We start from the raw sequence: 21925 nt of genomic DNA on the forward strand, positions 1-21925 counted from the left end.
TTCATATGAATATCTATTATTAGCCATACAAAAAACACCTCCGAATTATGTTATTTTATCAAATAAAAATAATCATTTTATCGAAAGTGCTTTTATTTATCTGTTCAATATTATAACTTCAGTTCCTACGAGGTCTCTTTTTATTTGTCTTATTATTCGTTTAATAGCCAGAAGAAGATGATGAAGATTACACCTAGCACGTACATTAGTGGGTGAACTTCTTTTCCTCGTTTAGCAGCCAACATTGAGATTGGGTATACGATGAAACCTAAAGCAATACCATCTGAGATACTGTAAGTAAGTGGCATACCTAATACAATCAAGAATGATGGAGCAGCTAATTCGAACTTGTCCCAGTGAATATCACGTAGGGCGTTAGCCATTAGAATACCGATAACGATTAATGCAGGAGCAGTAACTTGATCGGTAATTACACCAAGTAGTGGTGAGAAGAATGTTCCTAGTAAGAAGAAGATACCAGTAACGATTACTGTGAAACCAGAACGACCACCAACGGCGATACCTGCTGATGATTCAACGAAGGCACCCATTGGAGATGAACCTAGTAGAGAACCACCAACCATGGCTAGTGAGTCAGAACCTAGGGCACGACCGATACGTGGAATCTTGTTGTCTTTGATGAAACCAGCTTGTTTAGCTAAACCAACTAGAGTACCAGTGGTATCGAAGAAGGTAACTAATAAGAAGGTAAATACAACAATCCATAGTTGTAATGTGTTGATATCAGTAACGTGTGAAATTGCAGTTAAGAAGATTGGTTTGATACTTGGAACGCTTGAAACTACGTGAGTTGGTAAAGCGATTAATCCGGTAACCATACCTAAGATAGTAGTAGCAACCATACTAATGAAGATAGCTGCAGGAACTCGGGCACTCATTAATACAACGGTTAGGATTAAACCAAAGATAGTTAACCAAGTACTACCAACGTGAAGTGATCCAAGAGTTACTAGAGTTGCCTTGTCAGCAACAACTAGGCCACCTTGGTTTAAACCAAGAAAGGCAATGAATAGACCAATACCACCGGCAATGGCACTCTTTAAATCAGCTGGAATAGCGTCGATGATTGTTTCTCTTAGCTTGAACGCTGTTAAAATCATGAAAATAATAGCTGCGATAAATGTACCGGCTAGCGCTGTTTGCCAAGGAACCTTCATACCCACACAGACTGAGTAGGCGAAGAAAGCGTTAGTACCCAAACTGGTAGATAAAGCGATTGGGTAGTTAGCGATGATTCCCATTAAGAAACATCCAAGAGCGGTTGCAAGTGCTGTTGCAGTGAACATGGCACCCTTATCGATACCTGAAGCACTCATAACGTTTGGGTTTACAAACAGAATGTAAACCATTGAAACGAAGGTAGTTAAACCAGCGATGAATTCAGTACGGTAGTTAGTACCTAGTTCATCAAAATGAAAGAAATTAGCAATTCCCTTTAACATGAAACATTCTCCTTTAATGTTCGTATTTATTAATATTATACGTATATATTACCATATTTAGAACATAAGTCCACTAAAAAGCGAACTATTTTAGATAAATTTAAACAAAAATTGACGTTTTATGATAAAAAAACTCCAATGTTGGAGTAAAATCCGAACATTGGAGTTAAAATCGATTAGATGTTTCTAAAGTCATTATCAATTTGTGCATATTCATCGTCACTTAGTGAAACGTTCAATGCTTTGGCATTGCTTTGTACTTGTTCTGGACGCTTTGCACCTGGGATAACAACAGTAACGTCTGGGTTCTTGATGTACCATGCTAATACTAATTGAGCAGTGGTAATACCATGATTGTCAGCAAGTGGCTTTAGGTTGTTAACCTTTTCAACGATCTTTTCGAAACGTTCACCGGTGAAGTCAGGGTTACCGTGTCTGATATCATTTTCAGGGAAGTCGACAACTTCTGAGTACTTACCAGTTAATAAACCAGATGCTAATGGGAAGAATGGTACGAATGAAATGTTGTTTTCACGTAAGTAATCGAACATTTCAGTTTCAGCATCACGGTGTAATAGACTGTATTGATCTTCAACAACATCAACTAAGCCGTCTTTGTTAGCTTCCTTGATTTGATCTAGTGAGAAGTTTGAAACACCGATTGCCTTAATCTTACCTTCTTGCTTCATTTCGTTTAATGCAGCAACCGCTTCATCCTTTGGAGTTTGGTCGTCTGGGAAGTGAATGTAGAAGATATCGATGTAGTCAGTTTGTAGACGCTTCAATGCATCGTCTACAGATTGCTTTAAGAATTGTGGGTTATTGTTAATTTTTACATCGCCGTCTGATGTGTCTTGAGCGGCCTTTGTAGCAATAACGAACTTGCTTCTGTCGTAGCCCTTAATGGCTTGACCAATTAGTTCTTCTGAATGACCCATACCGTATGCAAATGCAGTATCTAATAGGGTGATTCCGGAATCTAGACCGGTCTTTACGATTTGAATACCAGTTTCATCTTTTAAGTTTGGGAATAAGTTGTTACCACCAACCGCATTGGTTCCTAAACCAAGTGGGGTTGATTCTACGTTTGATTTACCAATTTTTACCATGTAAAAAGGCCTCCTCAAATTTTTTATACGTTCAATATAATTATGAACCCTAAACGCCGATTTTTAAACCATTTGGCGTTAACTTAAGCATTAATTTTTGATAAAATAAATTTAATGAATGAAGGAGGGTTAACCATGAAGAAGGTTTTGATTATTGGTAATTTTCATCAATTGGGCAAAAAGGTCTACGATAAATTATCAAATCAATATGAAGTAAACTTACTAGATGGCATCGATTTCGAGGATGTTAGTGCCTACGCCGACAATTTGACAGGCGTAAACGTTATCTACACATTCTTGGGACCGCTTGATGTCGATCTACAAATCGGTGCGGTCATCCAAGCATTGGACCGCGTTAACCCACCACTTGAACAGTTTATTATGTTATCAACAGCTGGTATCGATAATGAATTAACCGAAGAAGTGACTTATCCAGATGTGGATAATAATAAGGAATACTTGAATCAACAAAGATACGCCGTTAAGTTGGTGGACGAATACGAAATTCCATACACCATCCTAAGACCGGTTGAAATTGTTGATGAACAATCTGGTGAATTGGACGTAATTGATGAAGGTATCTCAATGCAATACGGTCGTGTTTCTGCCGACAATGTTGCAAACACTGCCGTGAAAGTAGTAGAATATCAACAATTTATCAATCAATCCATTGGATTAATCGAAAGATAAGTGAGGTGCTTAAAATGGCATTACAATTAAACAAAGAACAATTGAAACAAATCAAACAACAACTAACTGACACTCAAAAGGAATCACACTTGGTAATCTTCAAGAGTGTTTCACCAAAATCAGGCGGTGAAATTCACATGATTACTAACTATGGAACTTTTGAAACTCTCCAAAAACAACGTCCAGAATTAAAAATGGAAATTGTTAGAGACATCGTTCCAGTTACCGATAGTTTGGCATACTGGGCAGTCGCACAAGACACTGCTAGTCATTTACAACCAAACGATCCAAACGCTGCTGAAGTCGCATTACAAGTGGAACAATACACTAATGATGTGCTAGCAGATAACAAGTTGCCACAAAACAAATAAAAATGTTTCACATGAAACGAAGCCACACCAATAAATGGTGTGGCTTTTTTGTATGATTCTACAAGTCGTATGTATAATGTTACAAATTCATCCAGATTTGCTTATTAAAAGGGCGATAAATGCTAGTATTATCAACAATTACATGGGATAAATTTAAATTATGAATAACGGAAAAGCCATATTGGAGGCATTTCTATGCATGAGAAAAATAAGAAAAACGCCGATGGAACGGTGCGTTCACTAAGCAATCGTCATGTTCAAATGATTGCGATTGGTGGAACCATCGGAACAGGGCTATTTTTAGGTTCAGGTAGTACCATTTCAAAGACTGGTCCTTCTGTACTATTGGTATATCTAGTGATTGGTTGTCTATTCTTCTTGATGATGAGAGGAATCGGAGAAATGTTTTACTCTGATCCAAACCAACATACATTCGTTGCATTTATTACTAAATATCTAGGTCATACCGCCGGATACTTCACCGGATGGAGTTACTGGATTGGTTTGCTATTTGCCAGCATGGCCGAATTATCAGCAATCGCTACATATGTGAACTTTTGGTTCCCACACATTCCGGCATGGTTAATCGAAGTCGTCTTTTTAGCCGTCTTAGCGACATTGAATATCATTGCCGTTAAGGTCTTCGGTGAAGCCGAATTCTGGTTTGCCATGATTAAAGTGATTGCCATTGTTGCGTTGATTGTGACCGGGATTTTCATGGCGTTCTTCCACGCCACAACTCCAGTTGGTCACGCTTCATTTGGTAACATTTTTGATCATTTTACAATGTTCCCACACGGATTCTTCAACTTCTTTGCCGCATTTCCAATGGTATTCTTTGCCTTCCAAGGAATCGAATTCGTCAGCATCACGCTTGGTGAATCTAAGGATCCAAAGACAGTCGTTAAGAAGGCCGTGAACGAAACTCTATGGAGAATTTTGATTTTCTACATTGGAGCACTATCAGTAATCATGGTGGTAATTCCATGGACCAAACTATCTCCAACTAACAGTCCGTTCGTGCAAGTCTTTTCAATTGCAGGTTTACCTGCGGCCGCTGCTGTTATTAACTTCGTGGTACTAACATCAGCTGCTTCTTCATTGAACAGTATCATCTTCTCCGCTGGTCGTCATTTGTACCAACTAGCTAAGGATACTCATACCGATGGCTTCATTCACAAAAACCTAACACACGTTTCAAAAAACGGGATTCCAATCGCAAGTATTGGTTTGACCGCTGCTTTAATCTTGATTAACCCAATCCTAACGGTTACTCATAGCGTTTCATTCATGTTCACCTTAGTTGCCGGCGCAACCAGTGACATGTGTATTATCGTTTACCTATTTACCATGTTTGCACATCGTAAATACAGAAAGTCAGCCGACTTCTTGGATCATGGATTCAAGATGCCAGCTTACCAATTTACCAGTCCACTAACAATTGCATTTTTCATCTTCATTTTCGTTAGTTTGTTCTTCATTCCAGGGGATGAAGTCGGCGCAATTAGTGCAGTAATTTGGACAGTTGCATTCTATGCAGGTATCGGTATAAAACGTCTTATTTCCCGTTCTAAAGCATAATTGAGCGCTTTTGTAAGATATTACAACCGCATTGTGACATTTTCCAAAACTCCTTTAAAGCTATTGTCATCTAGAAAAATGATGATAATATTTTCAACAATCAAAGTTAAGTTGATTAGCGAATAAATCAATAAGCTTAAAAGGGGGAATCTTTATGCAAGAAAAGATAACAAAAAATGCGGATGGTACACTTCGTTCACTAAGCAATCGTCACGTTCAGATGATTGCGATTGGTGGAACCATCGGAACCGGGTTATTCTTAGGTTCCGGAAGTACCATTTCAAAGACTGGACCGTCAGTAATGCTAGTGTACCTAGTATTAGGATGTTTCTTCTTTCTAATGATGAGAGCCATCGGTGAAATGTTTTACGCCGATCCTTCTCAACACACCTTCGTATCATTTATCTCTAAATATCTCGGGCCAACTGCTGGATACTTCACCGGTTGGAGTTACTGGTTAGGACTTTTGTTTGCCAGCATGGCCGAACTAACCGCCATTGCTACATACTTTGCCTTCTGGTTCCCAAACATTCCATCGTGGATTGTCGAAGTTGCCTTCTTGGTTGTACTAGCATCAATTAACTTAATTGCCGCCAAACTATTTGGTGAAGCTGAATTCTGGTTTGCAATGATCAAAATTGTGGCAATCGTCGCATTGATTGTAACTGGAATTATCATGGTATTTGCTCACACATCAACACCTTTGGGACACGCATCAATTAGCAATATTACTAATCATTTTACTTTATTCCCACATGGTTCATTTAACTTCATCTCTGCTTTCCCAATGGTATTCTTCGCATTCCAAGGTATTGAATTCGTAAGTATTACCCTAGGTGAATCAAAGAACCCACACAAAGTTGTTAAGAAGGCTGTTAACGAAACTCTATGGAGAATCATGATCTTCTACATTGGAGCACTAGCCGTTATCATGGCAGTTATTCCATGGACATCAATTACTCCAGATAAGAGTCCATTCGTTCAAGTGTTTACACTTGCTGGACTACCTGCAGCCGCTGCTATTATTAACTTCGTTGTATTAACATCAGCTGCATCTTCTCTAAACAGTATTATCTTCTCTGCCGGCCGTCACTTCTACCAACTAGCTACTGAAGGACGTAAGGAAGGGTTCATGAACAGACATTTCGGTAAGGTTTCTAAAAACGGAATCCCAAGTGCCGCAATTCTAATCTCGGCTGCTCTAATCTTCATTACTCCAATCATGAGTGTAAGTAACAGCGTTAGCTCTGTATTTACAATCGTGGCTGGATCATCAAGTGACATGTACATCATTGTTTACCTACTAACAATGGTTGCTCACAGAAAGTACCGCGCATCAAACGACTTCCTAAGCGATGGTTTCAAGATGCCTGCATACGCAATTACCAGTCCTTTGACAATCCTATTCTTCTTCGTCATCTTCGCGAGTCTATTCTTTATCCCAGGTGACGTCGTTGGAGCAATTGGTGCAATTATCTGGTCAATCGTTTTCTGCGGAGCTCTATATCTAAAGGAAAGAAGCTCAAAAGCATACGCCTAAATAAAAGGGAGCTAGCTAAATATAGCTAGCTCTTTTTTATTGGTTATTTAAATATTCTTCGTATAGTTTATTTTCCTTACTTATCAAGTCAAAGGCAGTTATAGTATCTAATTTTATTAAATTATTTTTCTCCGTTATTTCACTTTCAAAAGTTTGTTGATACCTTTCTTCATCTAAAACGATGTGATTCTTGTCATATGCGATTATATTACCTTTATGAAAATTTTCATCAACATTTGTACAAAGTGATATAACTTTTCTTTTACTCAAGAAAGTATGAATAATATCATCCAGTTTTTTATTACGCATACTGCTCATTTCTTTTTTCAACTCAAAAGGATCGTATATATCATTCTTTTTATTGCTGTTGACGTAATGGGTAAATACGTTTGTATAGTTGGTGTTTGAAGATATTTTAGAAATATCGTTTTTTAGTAATAATGTATATGAATCTAAGAGTCCGGAATCATCTATTGTTTCAACCAATAGATAATTATCTTTTTCTGACACAATAATCCCCAGAATAAAATCTTCAAACTCAAAGTTATCTCTTGATTTGGAGTATATCTCTAAAATATCATTATTATCAATATGTTTCTTTATATTGCTATCAATCAAATAAATTAGCCCCTTTATTTAGTGGTGAATTAAGTATAATTTGGTAGCCATTCTGAGTTGTTCACTATCTGAAACATCGTTTAGGCTCATGTTAAGTAGTTTTTCTAGCTTCTTTAATCGATAAACGGCGGTATTTCTATGAATAAATAGATCGTTGGCCGCCATTGAAATCGATTGATTATCAGCATAGTAGTAGGAAAGTAATTCGATTAGTTCATCTTTTTCGTCATCCTTTAGGTTTAAAACAGGACCGAGGATGGCGTCGACAAACATGTCGGCTTCTTTCTTTGGTACTAGGCTCAAGATATCTTCAACCTGTTGCGGGATGAATTTATTTGGCTTCAATATGTTTTCACGTTTAGCGACATCCAAGGCTTCATCGGCCTCACGAAGTAACTTCTTGAATTGAATCAGTGGCTTTGCATCATCGGTGTATCCGATTTGCGTTTTTGATCCAACAAAGTTTTCGTGAATAAACTTGCTGAGTTCGTTCAATAGTGGCAGTAAACTCTTTTTAGTTTCGACCAAAATGAATGGCTTGAAATGCCATGAAATCAAGATGATTGGAATTTGTAGTTTTTCAAAGTACCAGTAGATATAGTCGTTAACACGGTGCATATCTTCTTGGTGGTGTCCGGTATCGACGGAATTAATTTCGTCGATTTCAAACGCCTTATACATTGAATTGGAATCTAGTCCGTTTAGTTTCAAAGTATCTTCGAAGGCATTTTCAGGTAGATTTTGCGCCAAGATGGTGTCGAACAATTCGTTGCGACGTTGTCTAACTTGGTTCAAATTAATGCTGACCTGCATGCTTTCTAGACTTAGGAGGTTGACCATGTTTTCAATCAATAATTGAGAACTTAAATCTTCTGGCATCTTCATCGAAAATACCACAAATCTGCGGGTCAACTTGTCCATTGTCTTTAGTGGATAGATGCTGTACTTGTCTAAAATGGTGACCGGTTCGGTTAATTCGATGAGTTTTAAATCATGAGTTACGGATTCGAAGAGGGATGCATCCATCTTTGCGTTTTCACTGTATGAACGAAGGCGACCGAAAATATCCATAATATATGCGTCACAATTTATTAATTTGGCAATATGGGTAAGGATTTCGTCATCGTCTTTGCTGGCTAATATGTATTTTGATATGTCTAAAGTATCGTTCATGATTTTCTTTAACTGTTCAGCTTCATTATTTGATGGCATGGGCATTCCTCCTAATTTATGTTTATATTGTGCCTAATATTACCACAACGAATTGGATATTAAACAAAAGACACTCCATGTTGACGTTATTTACATTGATGTGTGAAAGTGATACGGTTAAGGCTAACATTAATTTTGGATTAGAGAGAGGTTATATAAGATGAAAAAAGCATTCCTCGTAATTGCGGCAGCAATTGGTGTCTTGGTAGTGGCAGTTCTTGCCTTTCACATTTATAAGCAATCTGATTTCAGTGTGGAAAATGAATATTACGGTATCGTTCAAAACGATAAAAGTTTGAAGAAATATTGTAAGGAACCAGAAGTTATTAAGTTCATTCAGAAACACCGTAAAGAACATCCGGAATTTACCGATAATCAAGGCTCTGGTCACGTTTTATACTACGTTGTTACATATAGAAACAAATCTTTAGCAATCGGTATTGACGGAAAAGTCGATAGTAGCGGAACTAAAATCACTAAAATTTTTAATGATAAAGATTTAAGCAAATAAACAAAAGACACTCCTAAACAGGAGTGTCTTTTTGATCTATCTAATAAAGTTAACAATTGATTGAATAATGTGGGGAAGCTTCAAAAAGATGTTTGAAGGTTCGATATGTAATAGGGTTAAGTGAAAAGCAATTGAGTTAGAAATCATTTCGGCGATTCCATGAAGTAAAGCGAAAATAAATTGCACGACAAACACTCCTATAAATTTTTATTAATCTAATTCTAATTCTATTATGAAAAAATAACAAGTTAAGAAAATATAAAAAAACTCCAACCGAAGTTGGAGTTTTTGTTTGGATTAATAAGTTTAATTGTCGTATTTCGAAAATTGTAGGATAAAAGACAGAAATTAGCCTTGGTCGTTGTGTAAACGAGGGTCAGCTGGTTTAACTTCTGGAATACCACCCATAGCTTCTGGGTTTTCTTGGAAAGTGAACTTTTGACCGTCTTTAGCAACTTGGCCTTCGAATGCACGTGAGCCGTCACCATCAGAGAAGTTCATTAGAACGTGAGCGTATTCGCTGTGTTCGATATCATGCATGTTACCAGGAACGATAACACCATATTTTTCTTCTAGTTCTTCTTGAGCCTTCATGAATTGTAGTTGGTGTTGAGTTTCACGAGCTAATAGGAACTTCAACATGTCACGAACACCTTCGTCATCAGTCATGTCGTATAGACGGCTAACTTGTAGACGAGCTTGTGATTCACGAACAACGTTGAAACGCATGTCAGCAACTAGGTTACCTGATGAAGTAACGTAACCAGCGTTCCATGCAGCACCGTTAGGGTTGTTTAGACCAGCGTTTAGACCATGAACTAATGCATGTTCTGGGTCCATACCTGAAAGTAGGGCAGCCTTAGCTGGGTCATTCTTCATTTCTTCAGTAGTCATAGTAGTTGGTGCACCTTCTAATAGGTAACCAATCATAGTTGAGATCATTTCAACGTGACCAATTTCTTCAGTACCAGTGTCTAATAGTAAGTCTTTGTACTTTTCGTCACCAGTTGATGACCAACCTTGTGATAGGTATGACATCATACCAGTAGTTTCACCCCATTGACCACCTAGGGCTTCTTGTAGACGACGAGCCATAATTGGATCTGGACGATCTGGCTTAGCGTTGTATTGTAGTTTACGAGTATGTCTGAACATAACAGTACCTCTTTCCTTAGATGTTCAAGGCGGTAGACGATTTTTAAAACCCAAGTCAGAGCTTTATCCCAATAAATAAAAAATCGATCCTATATTACATCTTAATTGTTTTTTATTGTCCAAAATATCCATACGTTTTGTATTAATATTTTGTGTACGATTTAATATACCACAACCAAATAACTGCACCAAAGATTATGACTCGAAAAATCCAAACTTTTTTCGATTAAAAAATTATCGTTTGCATAAACGCCGACTTAATCATATTTTGGAGAATAATTAAATGTTTGAAAAGTCTGACACATGTTTTCACGTATTATATAATTAGACTATTAATTCATGAAAAAGGGGTAATGAAATGTCTTTACAATTTATTTTGGGAACCGCCAGCTATGATCATGAAGAAGTCATCGTTGATTCACTAAAAGAATCAATCAACAATCACCCTGATGATGAATTTTTCTATCTAGTGCCTAACCACATTAAGTTCGAATCCGAAGTGCAAGCTTTAAAGGACTTAAACACCGATAACGAACCAATCTATGCCGAAAGTAAGTTCCAGACTTTCTCCATTACCCGACTTGTCTGGTATTACATGAAGAATAACCAGGAATACCAAAAGACAAGACTAAGCGACTCCGGTATTAGCATGCTAATTTACCAAATTTTAATCGACCACCAGGATGAATTGACCGTCTTTAGGGGTGAAACCGGTCAACCTGGCTTTATTCAAAAATTAGCTCAACAAATCAGTGAAATGCAAGCCGGCCAAATTTCTGCCGACAACCTTGAAAAAATCGTTGAAAACAATGACAAACTAAACGCTGGATTACGCGATAAAATGCATGATTTCATCATCATTTACCGCGCTTTTGAGGAACAAACTCAAGGAATCTACCTATATAAATCAGACGTTTTAAACCTTTTCTGTCGTTTTATCGAAAATGATGAACTAGACTTATCCCGCAGTCATTTCTACTTCAATGGCTTTAACCAATTTACCGCCCAAGAAGCCAAGCTAGTCGAATTACTAATCAAGCGTTCTGCCGGTGTAACCATTGGTTTGAACTTGGACCGCAAGTACCCCGACGAACTACCACAAGGCCCAAACCTATTCTTCCAATCAGCTAAGTGGTACAACCGTTTTTACAACATTGCCCGTGCCAATAACGTTCCCGTGTTGGTCGATAAAATGGCCAAGAATCTTCGCGTGTCAGATGATTTACATAAACTAGATACGTACTGGGCACAATCCACCGGACTGGGCGATATCGACAAGAGTGAACTAAGCAATCCTGATAGCATTCAGGTCTACCGTGCCGACAGTCCATTTGCCGAAGTGGAAAATATTGCAGTCAAGATTCGCCAAATGATCGCTCATGGTGGCTACAAGTACTCCGATTTCTTAATCTTGACTCGTCACTTGGACAAGTACCAAAACGTTATCAAACCAGTATTTAAACTACTCGATATTCCTGCGTTTAACGACGTTACCAAGTCAATGGAAGACCATCCATTGGTGGAATTAATTGATGCACTTTTTAGCCTAGAAAATGGCTCTCGTAAGTACCAATACCAAGACGTCATGCGTTTATTAAAGACCGAATTAATGGTCCCAGGTGATGGCAATGGAAACTTTATTGAAGGTGACGATTACCGTCAATACGTTGCCTTAACCGAAAACTTGGTACTAAAGAATGGTTATGAAGGCTCTCGCTGGACTCAAAAGGAAGACTGGCAATACGCATGGCTATCGGACAGTGATTTTGGTGTTCAAGCAGATAGAATGCGTAACATTTCCGGAAAGATTAACGTGATTAGACACTTTATTGGCGATAACTTCCCACCATTCTTCAAGAAGATGCGAAACGCCAAGACTGGCCAAGAGGCCGCTGCCACATTATTCCAATTCCTAGTGGACATGGGAGTGGTTAGAAGACTAAAGCAATGGCGTAACGACTCCATCTTAAAGGACAATCTATTGGATGCGGCGCAACCAGAACAGGTATGGCAAACATTCTGTAATCTCTTGGATGACTACGTTTCAATCTTGGGAAACCGTGAATTTGTTGCCGACGACTTTTTGAGTCTTCTTCAAAGTGGATTCTCAGGTGCCAACTACTCACAAATTCCTTCCACATTGGATCAAGTTGCCATTTCTGAAAGTGGAATCGTTCAAATGAACAACCGTAAAGTCGTCTTCATGATGGGTGCTACCGACGAAGTGATGCCAGATAAGATTACCAACGAAGCACTATTTAGTGACGCAGACCGTGATGATTTGCGTGACTTCTTTGACGATGACCAGTACTTGCGTGAAACATCTGAAAACCAAATGGCCAACGATCCATTCCTAAACTATCTAGCATTCCTATCAGGTAGTGAAAAGCTAATCTTTTCCTACAGTCTAGGCGATAGTGACGAATCTTCAGTCGCCATTTCACCATACGTTTCCAGAATTGCGGAACACTTCGGCATTGATATCCAACACATTTCCAGTCATCCAACCGCTGATGCCAAGGATATCTACGAATATGTCGGAACTTATCGTTCAACGCTTCGTCACCTGGTTCAAGCCAGCCAAGACGCCAAACTAAATAATTCTAATTTGGCCCCAGCATGGCAATATGTATATAACAAACTAGATCAAAACCTAAACTACCGTGACTTAACCAACAAACTATTGGGTGGTTTAGACTACAACAACACACCAACACAATTGTTGCCAGAAATCGTTACCGGTTTATACGGGGATAAAATCAATACTTCCATCTCTAAGTTGGAACAATTCTACAGCAACCCATACGAATACTTCTTGCGCTATGGTTTGAAACTAAAAGAACGTGATGTCTTTGACCTATCACCAGCAAGTACCGGTCAGTTCTACCACGAATCAATGGACCACTTGATGCGCATTGTGAACTCAGAACATATCGATTTGGAAAACTTGGACAAACAAGCAATCAACGAATTGGTTGATACCGTTGTGGCCAAGATGTTAGAAGATCCAAACGACTTCCAATACACCATCTTGAGTAGTTCTAGTCGAATGAATTACATCAAGAACCAATTGATTAAGACCGTTAAACACACAATCGAAACCATTCAAAAACAAAGCAAGTACACACCAATGCGTGCTAAAAAGACCGAAATTTCATTCGGTCAAGTTGGTCACAAGGATGACTTAAAACCACTTAGTTTTGAATTGCCTAAGAGCAACGAATTAACCACCGCGAAGTTAGTTAACGTCCGTGGTCGAATCGATAGAATCGATTCAATGAACGTCGACGGCAAGAATTACCTAGGAATTGTCGACTACAAGTCCAGTGAACGTAAGTTGGACTTCTCCCGTGTATACGACGGAACTTCCATGCAAATGATGACCTACATCGATGTGTTAGCGCACAACCTAGGCATCATTGATGAAGAAGAAAAGGCCGCTTTGGCCGGTGCTGTTTACATGCACATCTACAATCCTAAGTACACCAAGGATGACTTGAAGAAATCATTTGAAGAAGCGGTATTAAGCAAACAAAAATACCAAGGAATTCTAGTTAACGACGGTGAACTATTGGATAAGATTGATAAGACCATCGAAGATGACAAGTACGGTTCATCCAACGTTTATCCACTGAGAAAGAAAAAAGATGGTAGTTTCTACAAGTCCAGTCCAATCGTGCAACCCGAAGACTTAGACCTATTGCTATCTCACAACGAGGACCTAATCAAGAAGGCCGGATTGGAAATCTTTACTGGAAACATCGATTTGAAACCAGCGCGCTTTGGTCAAAACCAAGACGCAATGCAATTTACACCTTATCGTTCAATCATGCAGTTCGATCCGCTATTGAATGAAAATAACTACAGAGACGTACCTAACTACTCGTTAGAAGACGTCTTGAAAATGCTAAGGGGGGACAATCAATAATGGAATACACAAAGCCACAAAAAGAAGCCGTTACCGGACATTTTGATGAAAACGTCCTCGTTTCAGCCTCAGCCGGTTCTGGTAAGACCCGTGTCTTAGTTGATCGGGTTATCAACAAGTTGTTACACGACCGCGTCAACATTGATGAAATGCTAATCGTTACCTTTACCAAGGCCGCTGCCAAGGAAATGCGTGACCGTATTCAAAAGGCACTTCAACAAGAATTGAAAAAAGCCACTGACTCCGACGTTAAGGCATTTTTAGTGCGTCAATTACGTCGCTTACCAGTCGCTGATATTTCAACAATGGACTCATTCTGTCAAAAAATCGTCCAAAGTTACTACTACATTATTGATTTGGACCCTAACTTTAGACTGTTGGCGGACCAAACCGAAAGCCAAATGCTAAAGGAACAGGTCTGGGATTCAGTTCGTGAGGACCTATATGCCAATGATGGTGACGGGCTATTTGCTCAATTGACCGAAAACTTCTCCAATGACCGTTCCGATGATGGTTTAACCGACTTAGTATTTAGAATTTATGATTACGCTAACGTAAATCGTGACCCAATTGAATGGCTGAAGAATACCACCAAGATTTACGACATCGATGGGGATGACCTGGTTCATTCAGACTTTTACCAAAACAATCTATTACCATTCATTCAAAATGATTTGACCCAACAACGTCTATCTTTTGAATCAGCTAAACGCATTGCTGACGAAAACTTGATGGAAAAAGAAGCGGCTGCCGTTCAAGTCGATATCGATAATATTAATGGCCTATATGACATGTTGCCTGATTCCGATTGGAACGACATTAAGCAAGCCTTTGAAGATATCAAGTTCAAGGCTTTCCCACGTGTTACCAAGGACTATGACGACATCGCCAAGGGACTTCATGACCGTATCAAAGACATTCGTGACAACGCCAAGAAGGCGGTTCAAAAACTACCTGATAAATACTTTGCATTAAATGAAGAAGAAAACCTTTCAGTAATGAAGGCTTCCAAGCAATTAATCGAGAAATTGATACAAGTTGTCCTAGCATTCACCGATAGCTATCAAAAGGCTAAATTGAAGCGTCACTGTCTAGAATTCATTGATGTGGAACATTATGCCTACGATATTCTATCTGGCTCAGACGGCGAATCTAAGGCTGTCAGAGTTAACCTCCAAAATCAATATAATGAAATCATGGTCGATGAATACCAAGATAATAATCGTCTACAAGACGCGATTTTATCAACATTGGCGAACCCAGAACACAGCAATATGTTCATGGTGGGAGACGTTAAACAATCCATCTACCGTTTCCGTTTAGCCGATCCTTCTATGTTTATCGAACGCATGGATAGCGAAGATGGCCACACCATTGTCTTACCCGATAACTTCCGTTCCGCAGAAAACATCGATGACTTCATCAACTTAGTTTTCACCCAAACAATGGACAAACGAGTTGGTGAAATTGACTACACCGGGGATGCCAAACTAAAGGCCGGTGCGAAATACTATCCAGATGAATTGCAATCTAACGTTGATGTGATGATTTACGAAAGTAAGGACGACGAAGAAGAACCAATCGACGACCAATTTCAAGTCCAAGACAGTGCGCATGGCCAAGTCGAAATGGTTGCCCAAAAGATTAACGAAATGGTTGAAAAACAGTTACCAGTGTTTGACCGTGACAAACAAGTGATGCGTCCAATTCAATACTCTGATATCTCAATTATTTCTTCGACTAGAAATAACAACCTCATCATTTCCGATATCTTTGGTTCATACAACATTCCAGTCCTAATCAACGGGGCGCAAAGTTACTTCAAGACCACCGAAATTCAAATTATGATGTCGATGCTATCAATCATCTATAATCCATACCAAGACATTCCGTTGGTGGCGGTATTGCGTTCGCCAATGGTTGGTTTAAATGAAAACCAATTGGCATACTTGAGAATTAACCAAAAGACCGGTGATTACTTCAATGCCGTAATTAATTTCTACGACAATTACGAAAACATGGATCACTCCGAATTTGGTGACCAAGTATTCTCACGCGTGAAGATATTTGTCGAACAATTAAAACACTTCAGAGATGTTGCCCAACAACATGCGATTGTTGATTTAATCTGGGACATCTATGAAACCACCGGATTCCTGGATTACGTTGGAGGGATGCCTGCCGGAAGACAACGCCAAGCTAACTTACATGCCCTATACGAACGTGCATATGACTACGAACAAACTAGTTTTAAGGGATTATTCCAATTCGTTCGATTTGTGCGTCGCATGCAAGAAAGAAACGAAGACTTGGATGAGGCCAATGCTGATGACAACCAAGACGCAGTATCAGTAATGACCATTCACGGTAGTAAGGGACTAGAATTCCCTGTCGTCTTCCTAATGGATGCCTCACATGGTTTCAATAGACAAGACAGCAATAAGGCCTATATCCTAAATGATCATCTAGGACTAGGAATTACCTACACCGACCCTGAAACTAGAATCAAACAAGATTCATTGCAACGCCAAGTGGTTGGTGCAATCGAAAACCAAGGCTTATTGGCCGAAGAAATGCGTAAACTATACGTTGCGTTAACCCGTGCTGAGCAACAATTATTCATCGTTGGTGCCAGCAAGAATGAAAACGACAGAACTAAGGTCATCGATGCCTGGAACAAGGCTGCCAGTGGTGACACCTTACTAGTCGATGCCGCTTTAAGAAGTGGTGCCAAGAGTTACCTAGACTGGATTGGACCTGCATTGGTCCGTCATCCTAACTTTAGAAACAAGTTCGGTGACGACGTTACCTATAAAGGTTTAGATGATGATCAGACTAACTTTGATGTTGAATTCGTGAATGCAAACGACCTAGCTCAACACAGCCCATCAGGCGACAGTGCGGTTAGTGCCAAGTGGTTAAATCACATTGTTGAAAGTGCCAAGAAGATGGTGCCAAAGGATATCAATGTTGATGATGTTGACCAAGTCTTGGACTTCACTTATCAAAATCAAGTTGCGACCCATACCACTGCTTATCAATCAGTTTCCGAAATTAAACGACTATTTGAAGATCCAGATAGCATTCAATTGGGTAACTATGATGAACATTGGCAAGAAAACAATAAGCAAAAGAACATGTACGTCAGCTCTAACTTCACGGTTCCTAAGTTCATGCAATCGGTTGTCAAACCAAGTCCTGCTGAAGTCGGTACTGCTACCCACTTGTTGCTACAAGAGGTGCCATTGGACCACAAGCCAGAAGTAGGAGACGTGGTAGGGATGCTACAACGTTTAGTTGCCGATAAAATCGTTACCCCAGAAATCGCTGACTTAATTCAAACCCAAGAAGTTATCAATGTGTTTGACAGTGAATTAGGACTACAAATGCTGGCTCATCCAGAACGAATTCATCGTGAAGCACCATTCTCGATGCTAATGGATGCAAACCTAGTATTCCCTGGCTTTAATGCCGATTCACCAGAAAAAATCCTAATTCACGGGATTATTGATGGTTATATCGAGTTAGACGATGAAGTCATCTTGTTTGATTACAAGACCGACTACGTTTCAAATGATAGTGATAGAAGTATTGATAAGGCCGTTAAGAAGTACAAGGGTCAAATTAACCTATATGCTAAGGCGTTGGAAAACATCTTGCATAAACCGGTTACTGATAAATTTATTTATCTACTATCAATTAATAAACCAGTCAAAATTAAGTAAAAAAATAACCCTGAACATAATCGTTCAGGGTTATTTTTATTTGCTTATTTATTGTTTAAAGCTGATTTAATGCGTTTGAAGAAGCTACCTTCTTCACTGTTTAGCATGAATAGTTTGTAAACATTTGAGAACTTGTAAGTTACAAAGGCGATGAAGGCAATCGCAATCAATAGTGAAATGATTCCTTCAAATAAGTTTGCAGCATGATTAATCAATCTAATTGGCATCAAGAATGATGAGAATAGTGGAATGTATGATCCAACTTGTGAAAAGATTGAATCAGAAAAACCATCATTAACAAAATTGAATGAAAGCACGAAGATAAATAAAATCAAGAATACAAGTGGTTGAGATGACTTGGCGGCTCCTTCAACGTTGGCTGAAAGAGAACCACAAATCGCTGCAAGCACGATTGAGATTACGAAGCCAACTAAGATGAATAGTAGGTTAATACTAAAGATATTACCGATAAACGTACTAATCAATATGTGTTGGGATGTAAATAGTGAGTTAAAGAATGGATACATATTCAATACGAAGTATGCAATCACGCCGGCTCCACTGTAAATTACCATTTGTGTTGCCATCAAGGCAATCACGGCACCAACCTTACCACTAAAGTATGTGCTAGGTGAGACACTACTGAAGATAACTTCTGAAATCTTGGTGCCTTTTTCCTTGGCGATAGTGGTGGACATGATGGAAGCATAAATTAAGGTAAAGAAGTAGGAAATAAAGATTAATACATAGATTGATGCTGTATTAGCATTGGATGTTTGATCAGATTTTTGTTTCTTTTCCTTATCAGTGATTGATGACTTAAACTCTGGTTTTACAGACAATTGCTTGTATTGTTCGCTAGTCACATTACTGGTTTTAACGTTAATGGCAGCTTGTTTTTGGTTCACAATTGCTAATAAATCAGTCTTAACGTCGCTATCTAAGGAGCTACTTCCAAAAAAGTTAATTTTGTATTGGTTGTTTTCCTTGGAAACCTTGATGTAACCATCAATGTTGTCCTTCTTAAGTTCCTTTTTGGCAGTACTTTCGGACTTGATGCTGGTATCAATGGAATCTTTATCCTTGGATACTAGTTCGCTTTTAACGCTTGAATCCCCGACAACGGCGACTTGGTAGTCGTCAAAGTTGTTGGTTGAACTGGCAACTAGTCCACCAATTCCAGCACTAATTAAGACTGAAACGATTGGTGTGACTAGCAAAGCGATGAAACTCTTTGATTTTAAGTGTAGTAGGTAGTTTCTCATGAAGACAATATTGAACTTATGCATGTTTTGCCACCGCCTTCTCTCTAAAGATTTCATCTAATGTAGGTGGTTGTTGGCTGAATTCTTCGATGTATTCGCCACGACTCACGGCGTTGAAGAGGGCCTTACCGTATTCTTCATCAGTAAGGGTAATCTTGTAACGGCTATGACCACGTGCAACCACTTCGCTGACACCATCAAGTGCAGCTAGTTCGTTTACGGACATGTCAGTTGTCACAAAGATGTATTTCTTGCCGAATTGGTTTCTGATTTCATCAACGCCACCGTTTAAAACAACATTACCGTTTCTAAGCATGACGACGTGATCACAAAGTTCTTCAACGTTGTTCATGTCATGACTTGAGAAGATGATGGCAGCACCATTTTCCTTAGTTCTGATGATTTCTTTCTTTAAAAGATCGGCGTTAACAGGGTCCAAACCACTAAATGGTTCATCTAGAATTACCAACTTTGGTTCATGAATTAGGGTACAGATTAGTTGGACCTTTTGTTGGTTACCCTTAGATAATGATTTAATTTTGTCCTTTGCTTCTCCCTTAACTTCGAAGCGTTTTAACCATGAGTCAATGCGTTCCTTGACCCATTTTTTGTCGCGGCCCTTTAGTTCCGCAAAGTATGTAATTTGACTTTCAATTGTTAGGTCTTCGAATAGACTACGTTCTTCTGGAAGATATCCCACTTCGTTGAAGTCCTTAACGGTGATTTCGTGATTGTTTAATGTAATTTTTCCATCAAATTCGATAAAACGAAGAATGCTGTGAAAGGTTGTTGATTTACCAGCACCGTTTTGTCCGATTAGGCCAAGAATTTGGCCGTCTTTAGCTTCGAATGAAACGTTGTTTAAAGCTTGGACTTTTGAAAATGATTTGGAAATATTTTCAATCTTTAAGATAAGCTCATCTCCTCTGTTTTGATAAGCCTAATAATATCATAATGATATTCAAATTAAAATTTAATTTTCGCCGGTGAAAACTAGACATCGAGTATGTTTATCATTACTGAATTTGCGGAAATCAAAAGGCCTAAATATAGCACTTTTGACTTGTGATTAGGTGAACAAAGTTTACCTATTTTTTAATTAAAAATGGATATTTTCTTCAAAAAAACATAGTGAAAATTAATTATTTTCTGGTGATCAATGGGTTGAAACCCTTTATTGACACTGATACAATCAAATTGAAAACGTTAGTAGTATCTAAATTAAAGGAGGGCGTTTTTGATGGTTCAAGTTGATGAAATGATTAACAATTTAGTAAGTAATGCACATACTGCATTAACTGAATTAGAAGGTTTAGATCAATCACAGGTAGACTCAATTGTAGATGCAATGGTCCAAGCTGGTTTAGATAACAGTGCGGAATTGGCAAAATTGGCTCATGAAGAAACTGGTCGTGGAAATACTCACGACAAGACAATGAAGAACATTTTTGCCAGTGGTCAAATTGGTAACTTCATTAAGAATCATAAGACTGTTGGAATTATCGATGAAGACGATGAAGCTAAAACAGTTACAATTGCAGAACCATTAGGGGTATTAGCTGGTGTTACTCCAGTTACCAACCCAACTTCAACTACTTTATTTAAGGCAATCATTGCGATGAAGACTAGAAACCCAATCGTATTTAGTTTCCATCCACAAGCTTTGAAGTCCTCAATAAAAGCAGCTGAAATTGTATTAGATGCAGCCGTTAAAGCAGGGGCACCAATGAATTCAATTCAATGGATTAGTGAACCAAGCATTGATGCAACCAATGCTTTGATTCATCACCCTGGTGTTGCAACGATTTTAGCGACTGGTGGACCTGCCATGGTCAAAGCCGCTTACTCAAGTGGTAAACCCGCATTAGGTGTGGGTCCTGGTAACGCACCATTATATGTTGAAAAGTCCGCAGATTTAGATGCAGCAGTTAAAGACATCGTATTATCAAAGACCTTTGATAATGGTATGATTTGTGCCACTGAAAACAGTCTGGTAATCGATTCAGCCATCTATGATGACATGAAGAAACGCCTAAGTGACGCTGGTGTATACTTCATCGCTGAATCAGATCAAGATAAGTTAGCACAAACTATGTTTAACCCTGAAACTGGTGGTGTTAACGGACCAATCGCTGGTCGTTCAGCTAAGCAAATTGCTGACATGGCCGGAATTGAAGTGCCAGAAGGTACCAAGGTATTGGCCGCAGAACTAACTGAAGTTGGTCTTGACCACTTACTTTCAGGTGAAAAGCTTTCACCAGTTGTATCAGTATACAAGGTAGCTGATTCAGACCATGCATACGAAACTCTAGAATCAATCCTAAACTATGGTGGATTAGGTCACACTGCCGGAATTAGATCAACTGATTCTGACGTGATTACCCAATTCGGTATTAAGATGAAGGCCTGCCGTATCCTAGTCAATACTCCTTGCTGTCTAGGTGGTGTTGGTAGCATCGTTAACGGATTGGAACCTTCACTAACTCTAGGAACTGGTTCATGGGGCTTTAACTCCATTTCACATAACGTTACTGACTTTGATTTACTCAACCTTAAGAAAATTGCTTACCCACGTAAGAATAGTAACTTTGAAGAACTTATTAAAAAGTATATGTAATTAAAAAAGACTATGACCTGAACCCCTAAAATTGGAAGATGGTTATGCTATTTTCTGGGAGGAATTGATCCGGTATTCAACCGGTGACATTCCTCCCAGTTTTTGTTTTATACGATAATTGTTGTAATAAGATATATATT

Annotated in this window: 17 protein-coding genes; 8 read left to right on the plus strand and 9 right to left on the minus strand. The window is 38.8% G+C overall.

The genetic code is table 11. The annotated features are described in order from the left end of the window. Positions 1 to 152 precede the first annotated feature (152 nt). Both ACOMA7_RS06990 and ACOMA7_RS06995 read right to left on the minus strand, forming a co-directional pair. Positions 153 to 1463 (minus strand): NCS2 family permease, encoded by a 1311-nt coding sequence (locus ACOMA7_RS06990; protein WP_054608583.1) that lies wholly within the window; start codon positions 1461 to 1463, stop codon positions 153 to 155. A 176-nt stretch (positions 1464 to 1639) separates the two neighbouring features. Further along, positions 1640 to 2572, minus strand: a complete 933-nt coding sequence (locus tag ACOMA7_RS06995; protein ID WP_421392919.1) for an aldo/keto reductase — start codon at positions 2570 to 2572, stop codon at positions 1640 to 1642. A gap of 135 nt (positions 2573 to 2707) precedes the next feature. On the opposite strand from ACOMA7_RS06995, the gene ACOMA7_RS07000 reads away from it, so the two are divergent. From ACOMA7_RS07000 to ACOMA7_RS07015, 4 genes are all read left to right on the plus strand, one after another. Further along, the gene (locus ACOMA7_RS07000; RefSeq protein ID WP_421392922.1) at positions 2708 to 3262 is read left to right on the plus strand and encodes an SDR family oxidoreductase; all 555 of its coding nucleotides are present in this window, start codon (positions 2708 to 2710) and stop codon (positions 3260 to 3262) included. Between the two features lie 14 nt (positions 3263 to 3276). After that, the gene (locus ACOMA7_RS07005) at positions 3277 to 3633 is read left to right on the plus strand and encodes a hypothetical protein (protein WP_034532328.1); all 357 of its coding nucleotides are present in this window, start codon (positions 3277 to 3279) and stop codon (positions 3631 to 3633) included. A gap of 195 nt (positions 3634 to 3828) precedes the next feature. Then, a complete protein-coding gene (locus ACOMA7_RS07010) occupies positions 3829 to 5214 on the plus strand; it encodes an amino acid permease (RefSeq protein ID WP_421392926.1) in 1386 nt (461 codons plus the stop codon). Positions 5215 to 5368: 154 nt separating this feature from the next. Further along, positions 5369 to 6754 carry an amino acid permease gene (locus ACOMA7_RS07015; RefSeq protein WP_421392929.1) on the plus strand — a complete coding sequence of 462 codons (1386 nt, stop codon included), beginning with the start codon at positions 5369 to 5371 and terminating at the stop codon, positions 6752 to 6754. Between the two features lie 36 nt (positions 6755 to 6790). Here the strand turns inward: ACOMA7_RS07015 and ACOMA7_RS07020 are convergent, their stop codons facing one another. Both ACOMA7_RS07020 and ACOMA7_RS07025 read right to left on the minus strand, forming a co-directional pair. Beyond that, positions 6791 to 7372: a hypothetical protein gene (locus ACOMA7_RS07020; protein WP_421392932.1), complete on the minus strand. Its 582-nt coding sequence runs from the start codon at positions 7370 to 7372 to the stop codon at positions 6791 to 6793. An 18-nt stretch (positions 7373 to 7390) separates the two neighbouring features. Then, positions 7391 to 8584, minus strand: a complete 1194-nt coding sequence (locus tag ACOMA7_RS07025) for a PucR family transcriptional regulator (RefSeq protein WP_301945812.1) — start codon at positions 8582 to 8584, stop codon at positions 7391 to 7393. A gap of 160 nt (positions 8585 to 8744) precedes the next feature. Here ACOMA7_RS07025 and ACOMA7_RS07030 point away from each other — a divergent pair, with 160 nt between their 5' ends. After that, on the plus strand, positions 8745 to 9095 hold the full coding sequence (locus ACOMA7_RS07030; protein ID WP_301945813.1) for a hypothetical protein: 351 nt from the start codon (positions 8745 to 8747) through the stop codon (positions 9093 to 9095). 36 nt (positions 9096 to 9131) lie between these two features. Here the strand turns inward: ACOMA7_RS07030 and ACOMA7_RS07035 are convergent, their stop codons facing one another. After that, complete coding sequence (locus tag ACOMA7_RS07035; protein WP_155443317.1) at positions 9132 to 9281, minus strand: hypothetical protein; 150 nt, start codon at positions 9279 to 9281, stop codon at positions 9132 to 9134. A 162-nt stretch (positions 9282 to 9443) separates the two neighbouring features. Further along, positions 9444 to 10250, minus strand: a complete 807-nt coding sequence (locus ACOMA7_RS07040; RefSeq protein WP_301945814.1) for a manganese catalase — start codon at positions 10248 to 10250, stop codon at positions 9444 to 9446. Between the two features lie 358 nt (positions 10251 to 10608). On the opposite strand from ACOMA7_RS07040, the gene ACOMA7_RS07045 reads away from it, so the two are divergent. Next, a complete protein-coding gene (locus ACOMA7_RS07045) occupies positions 10609 to 14178 on the plus strand; it encodes a PD-(D/E)XK nuclease family protein (protein ID WP_421392935.1) in 3570 nt (1189 codons plus the stop codon). Then, complete coding sequence (gene addA, locus ACOMA7_RS07050; protein ID WP_421392938.1) at positions 14178 to 17903, plus strand: helicase-exonuclease AddAB subunit AddA; 3726 nt, start codon at positions 14178 to 14180, stop codon at positions 17901 to 17903. Before ACOMA7_RS07045 ends, addA begins: the two co-directional genes overlap by 1 nt. 44 nt (positions 17904 to 17947) lie before the next feature. On the opposite strand, the gene ACOMA7_RS07055 is transcribed toward addA, so the two are convergent. Together ACOMA7_RS07055 and ACOMA7_RS07060 are read right to left on the minus strand one after the other, a co-directional pair. After that, positions 17948 to 19192: an ABC transporter permease gene (locus ACOMA7_RS07055; protein ID WP_421392941.1), complete on the minus strand. Its 1245-nt coding sequence runs from the start codon at positions 19190 to 19192 to the stop codon at positions 17948 to 17950. After that, positions 19185 to 20081 carry an ABC transporter ATP-binding protein gene (locus tag ACOMA7_RS07060; RefSeq protein WP_421392944.1) on the minus strand — a complete coding sequence of 299 codons (897 nt, stop codon included), beginning with the start codon at positions 20079 to 20081 and terminating at the stop codon, positions 19185 to 19187. The genes ACOMA7_RS07055 and ACOMA7_RS07060 overlap by 8 nt, the downstream gene beginning before the upstream one ends. A 327-nt stretch (positions 20082 to 20408) precedes the next feature. Here ACOMA7_RS07060 and ACOMA7_RS07065 point away from each other — a divergent pair, with 327 nt between their 5' ends. Then, positions 20409 to 21785, plus strand: a complete 1377-nt coding sequence (locus tag ACOMA7_RS07065; protein WP_054608571.1) for an aldehyde dehydrogenase family protein — start codon at positions 20409 to 20411, stop codon at positions 21783 to 21785. 42 nt (positions 21786 to 21827) lie between these two features. Here the strand turns inward: ACOMA7_RS07065 and ACOMA7_RS07070 are convergent, their stop codons facing one another. Beyond that, positions 21828 to 21920, minus strand: a complete 93-nt coding sequence (locus ACOMA7_RS07070) for an IS3 family transposase (RefSeq protein ID WP_080719905.1) — start codon at positions 21918 to 21920, stop codon at positions 21828 to 21830. Positions 21921 to 21925 lie beyond the last annotated feature (5 nt).

The organism is Apilactobacillus intestinapis (assembly GCF_049166695.1).
Classification (GTDB): domain Bacteria; phylum Bacillota; class Bacilli; order Lactobacillales; family Lactobacillaceae; genus Apilactobacillus; species Apilactobacillus kunkeei_C.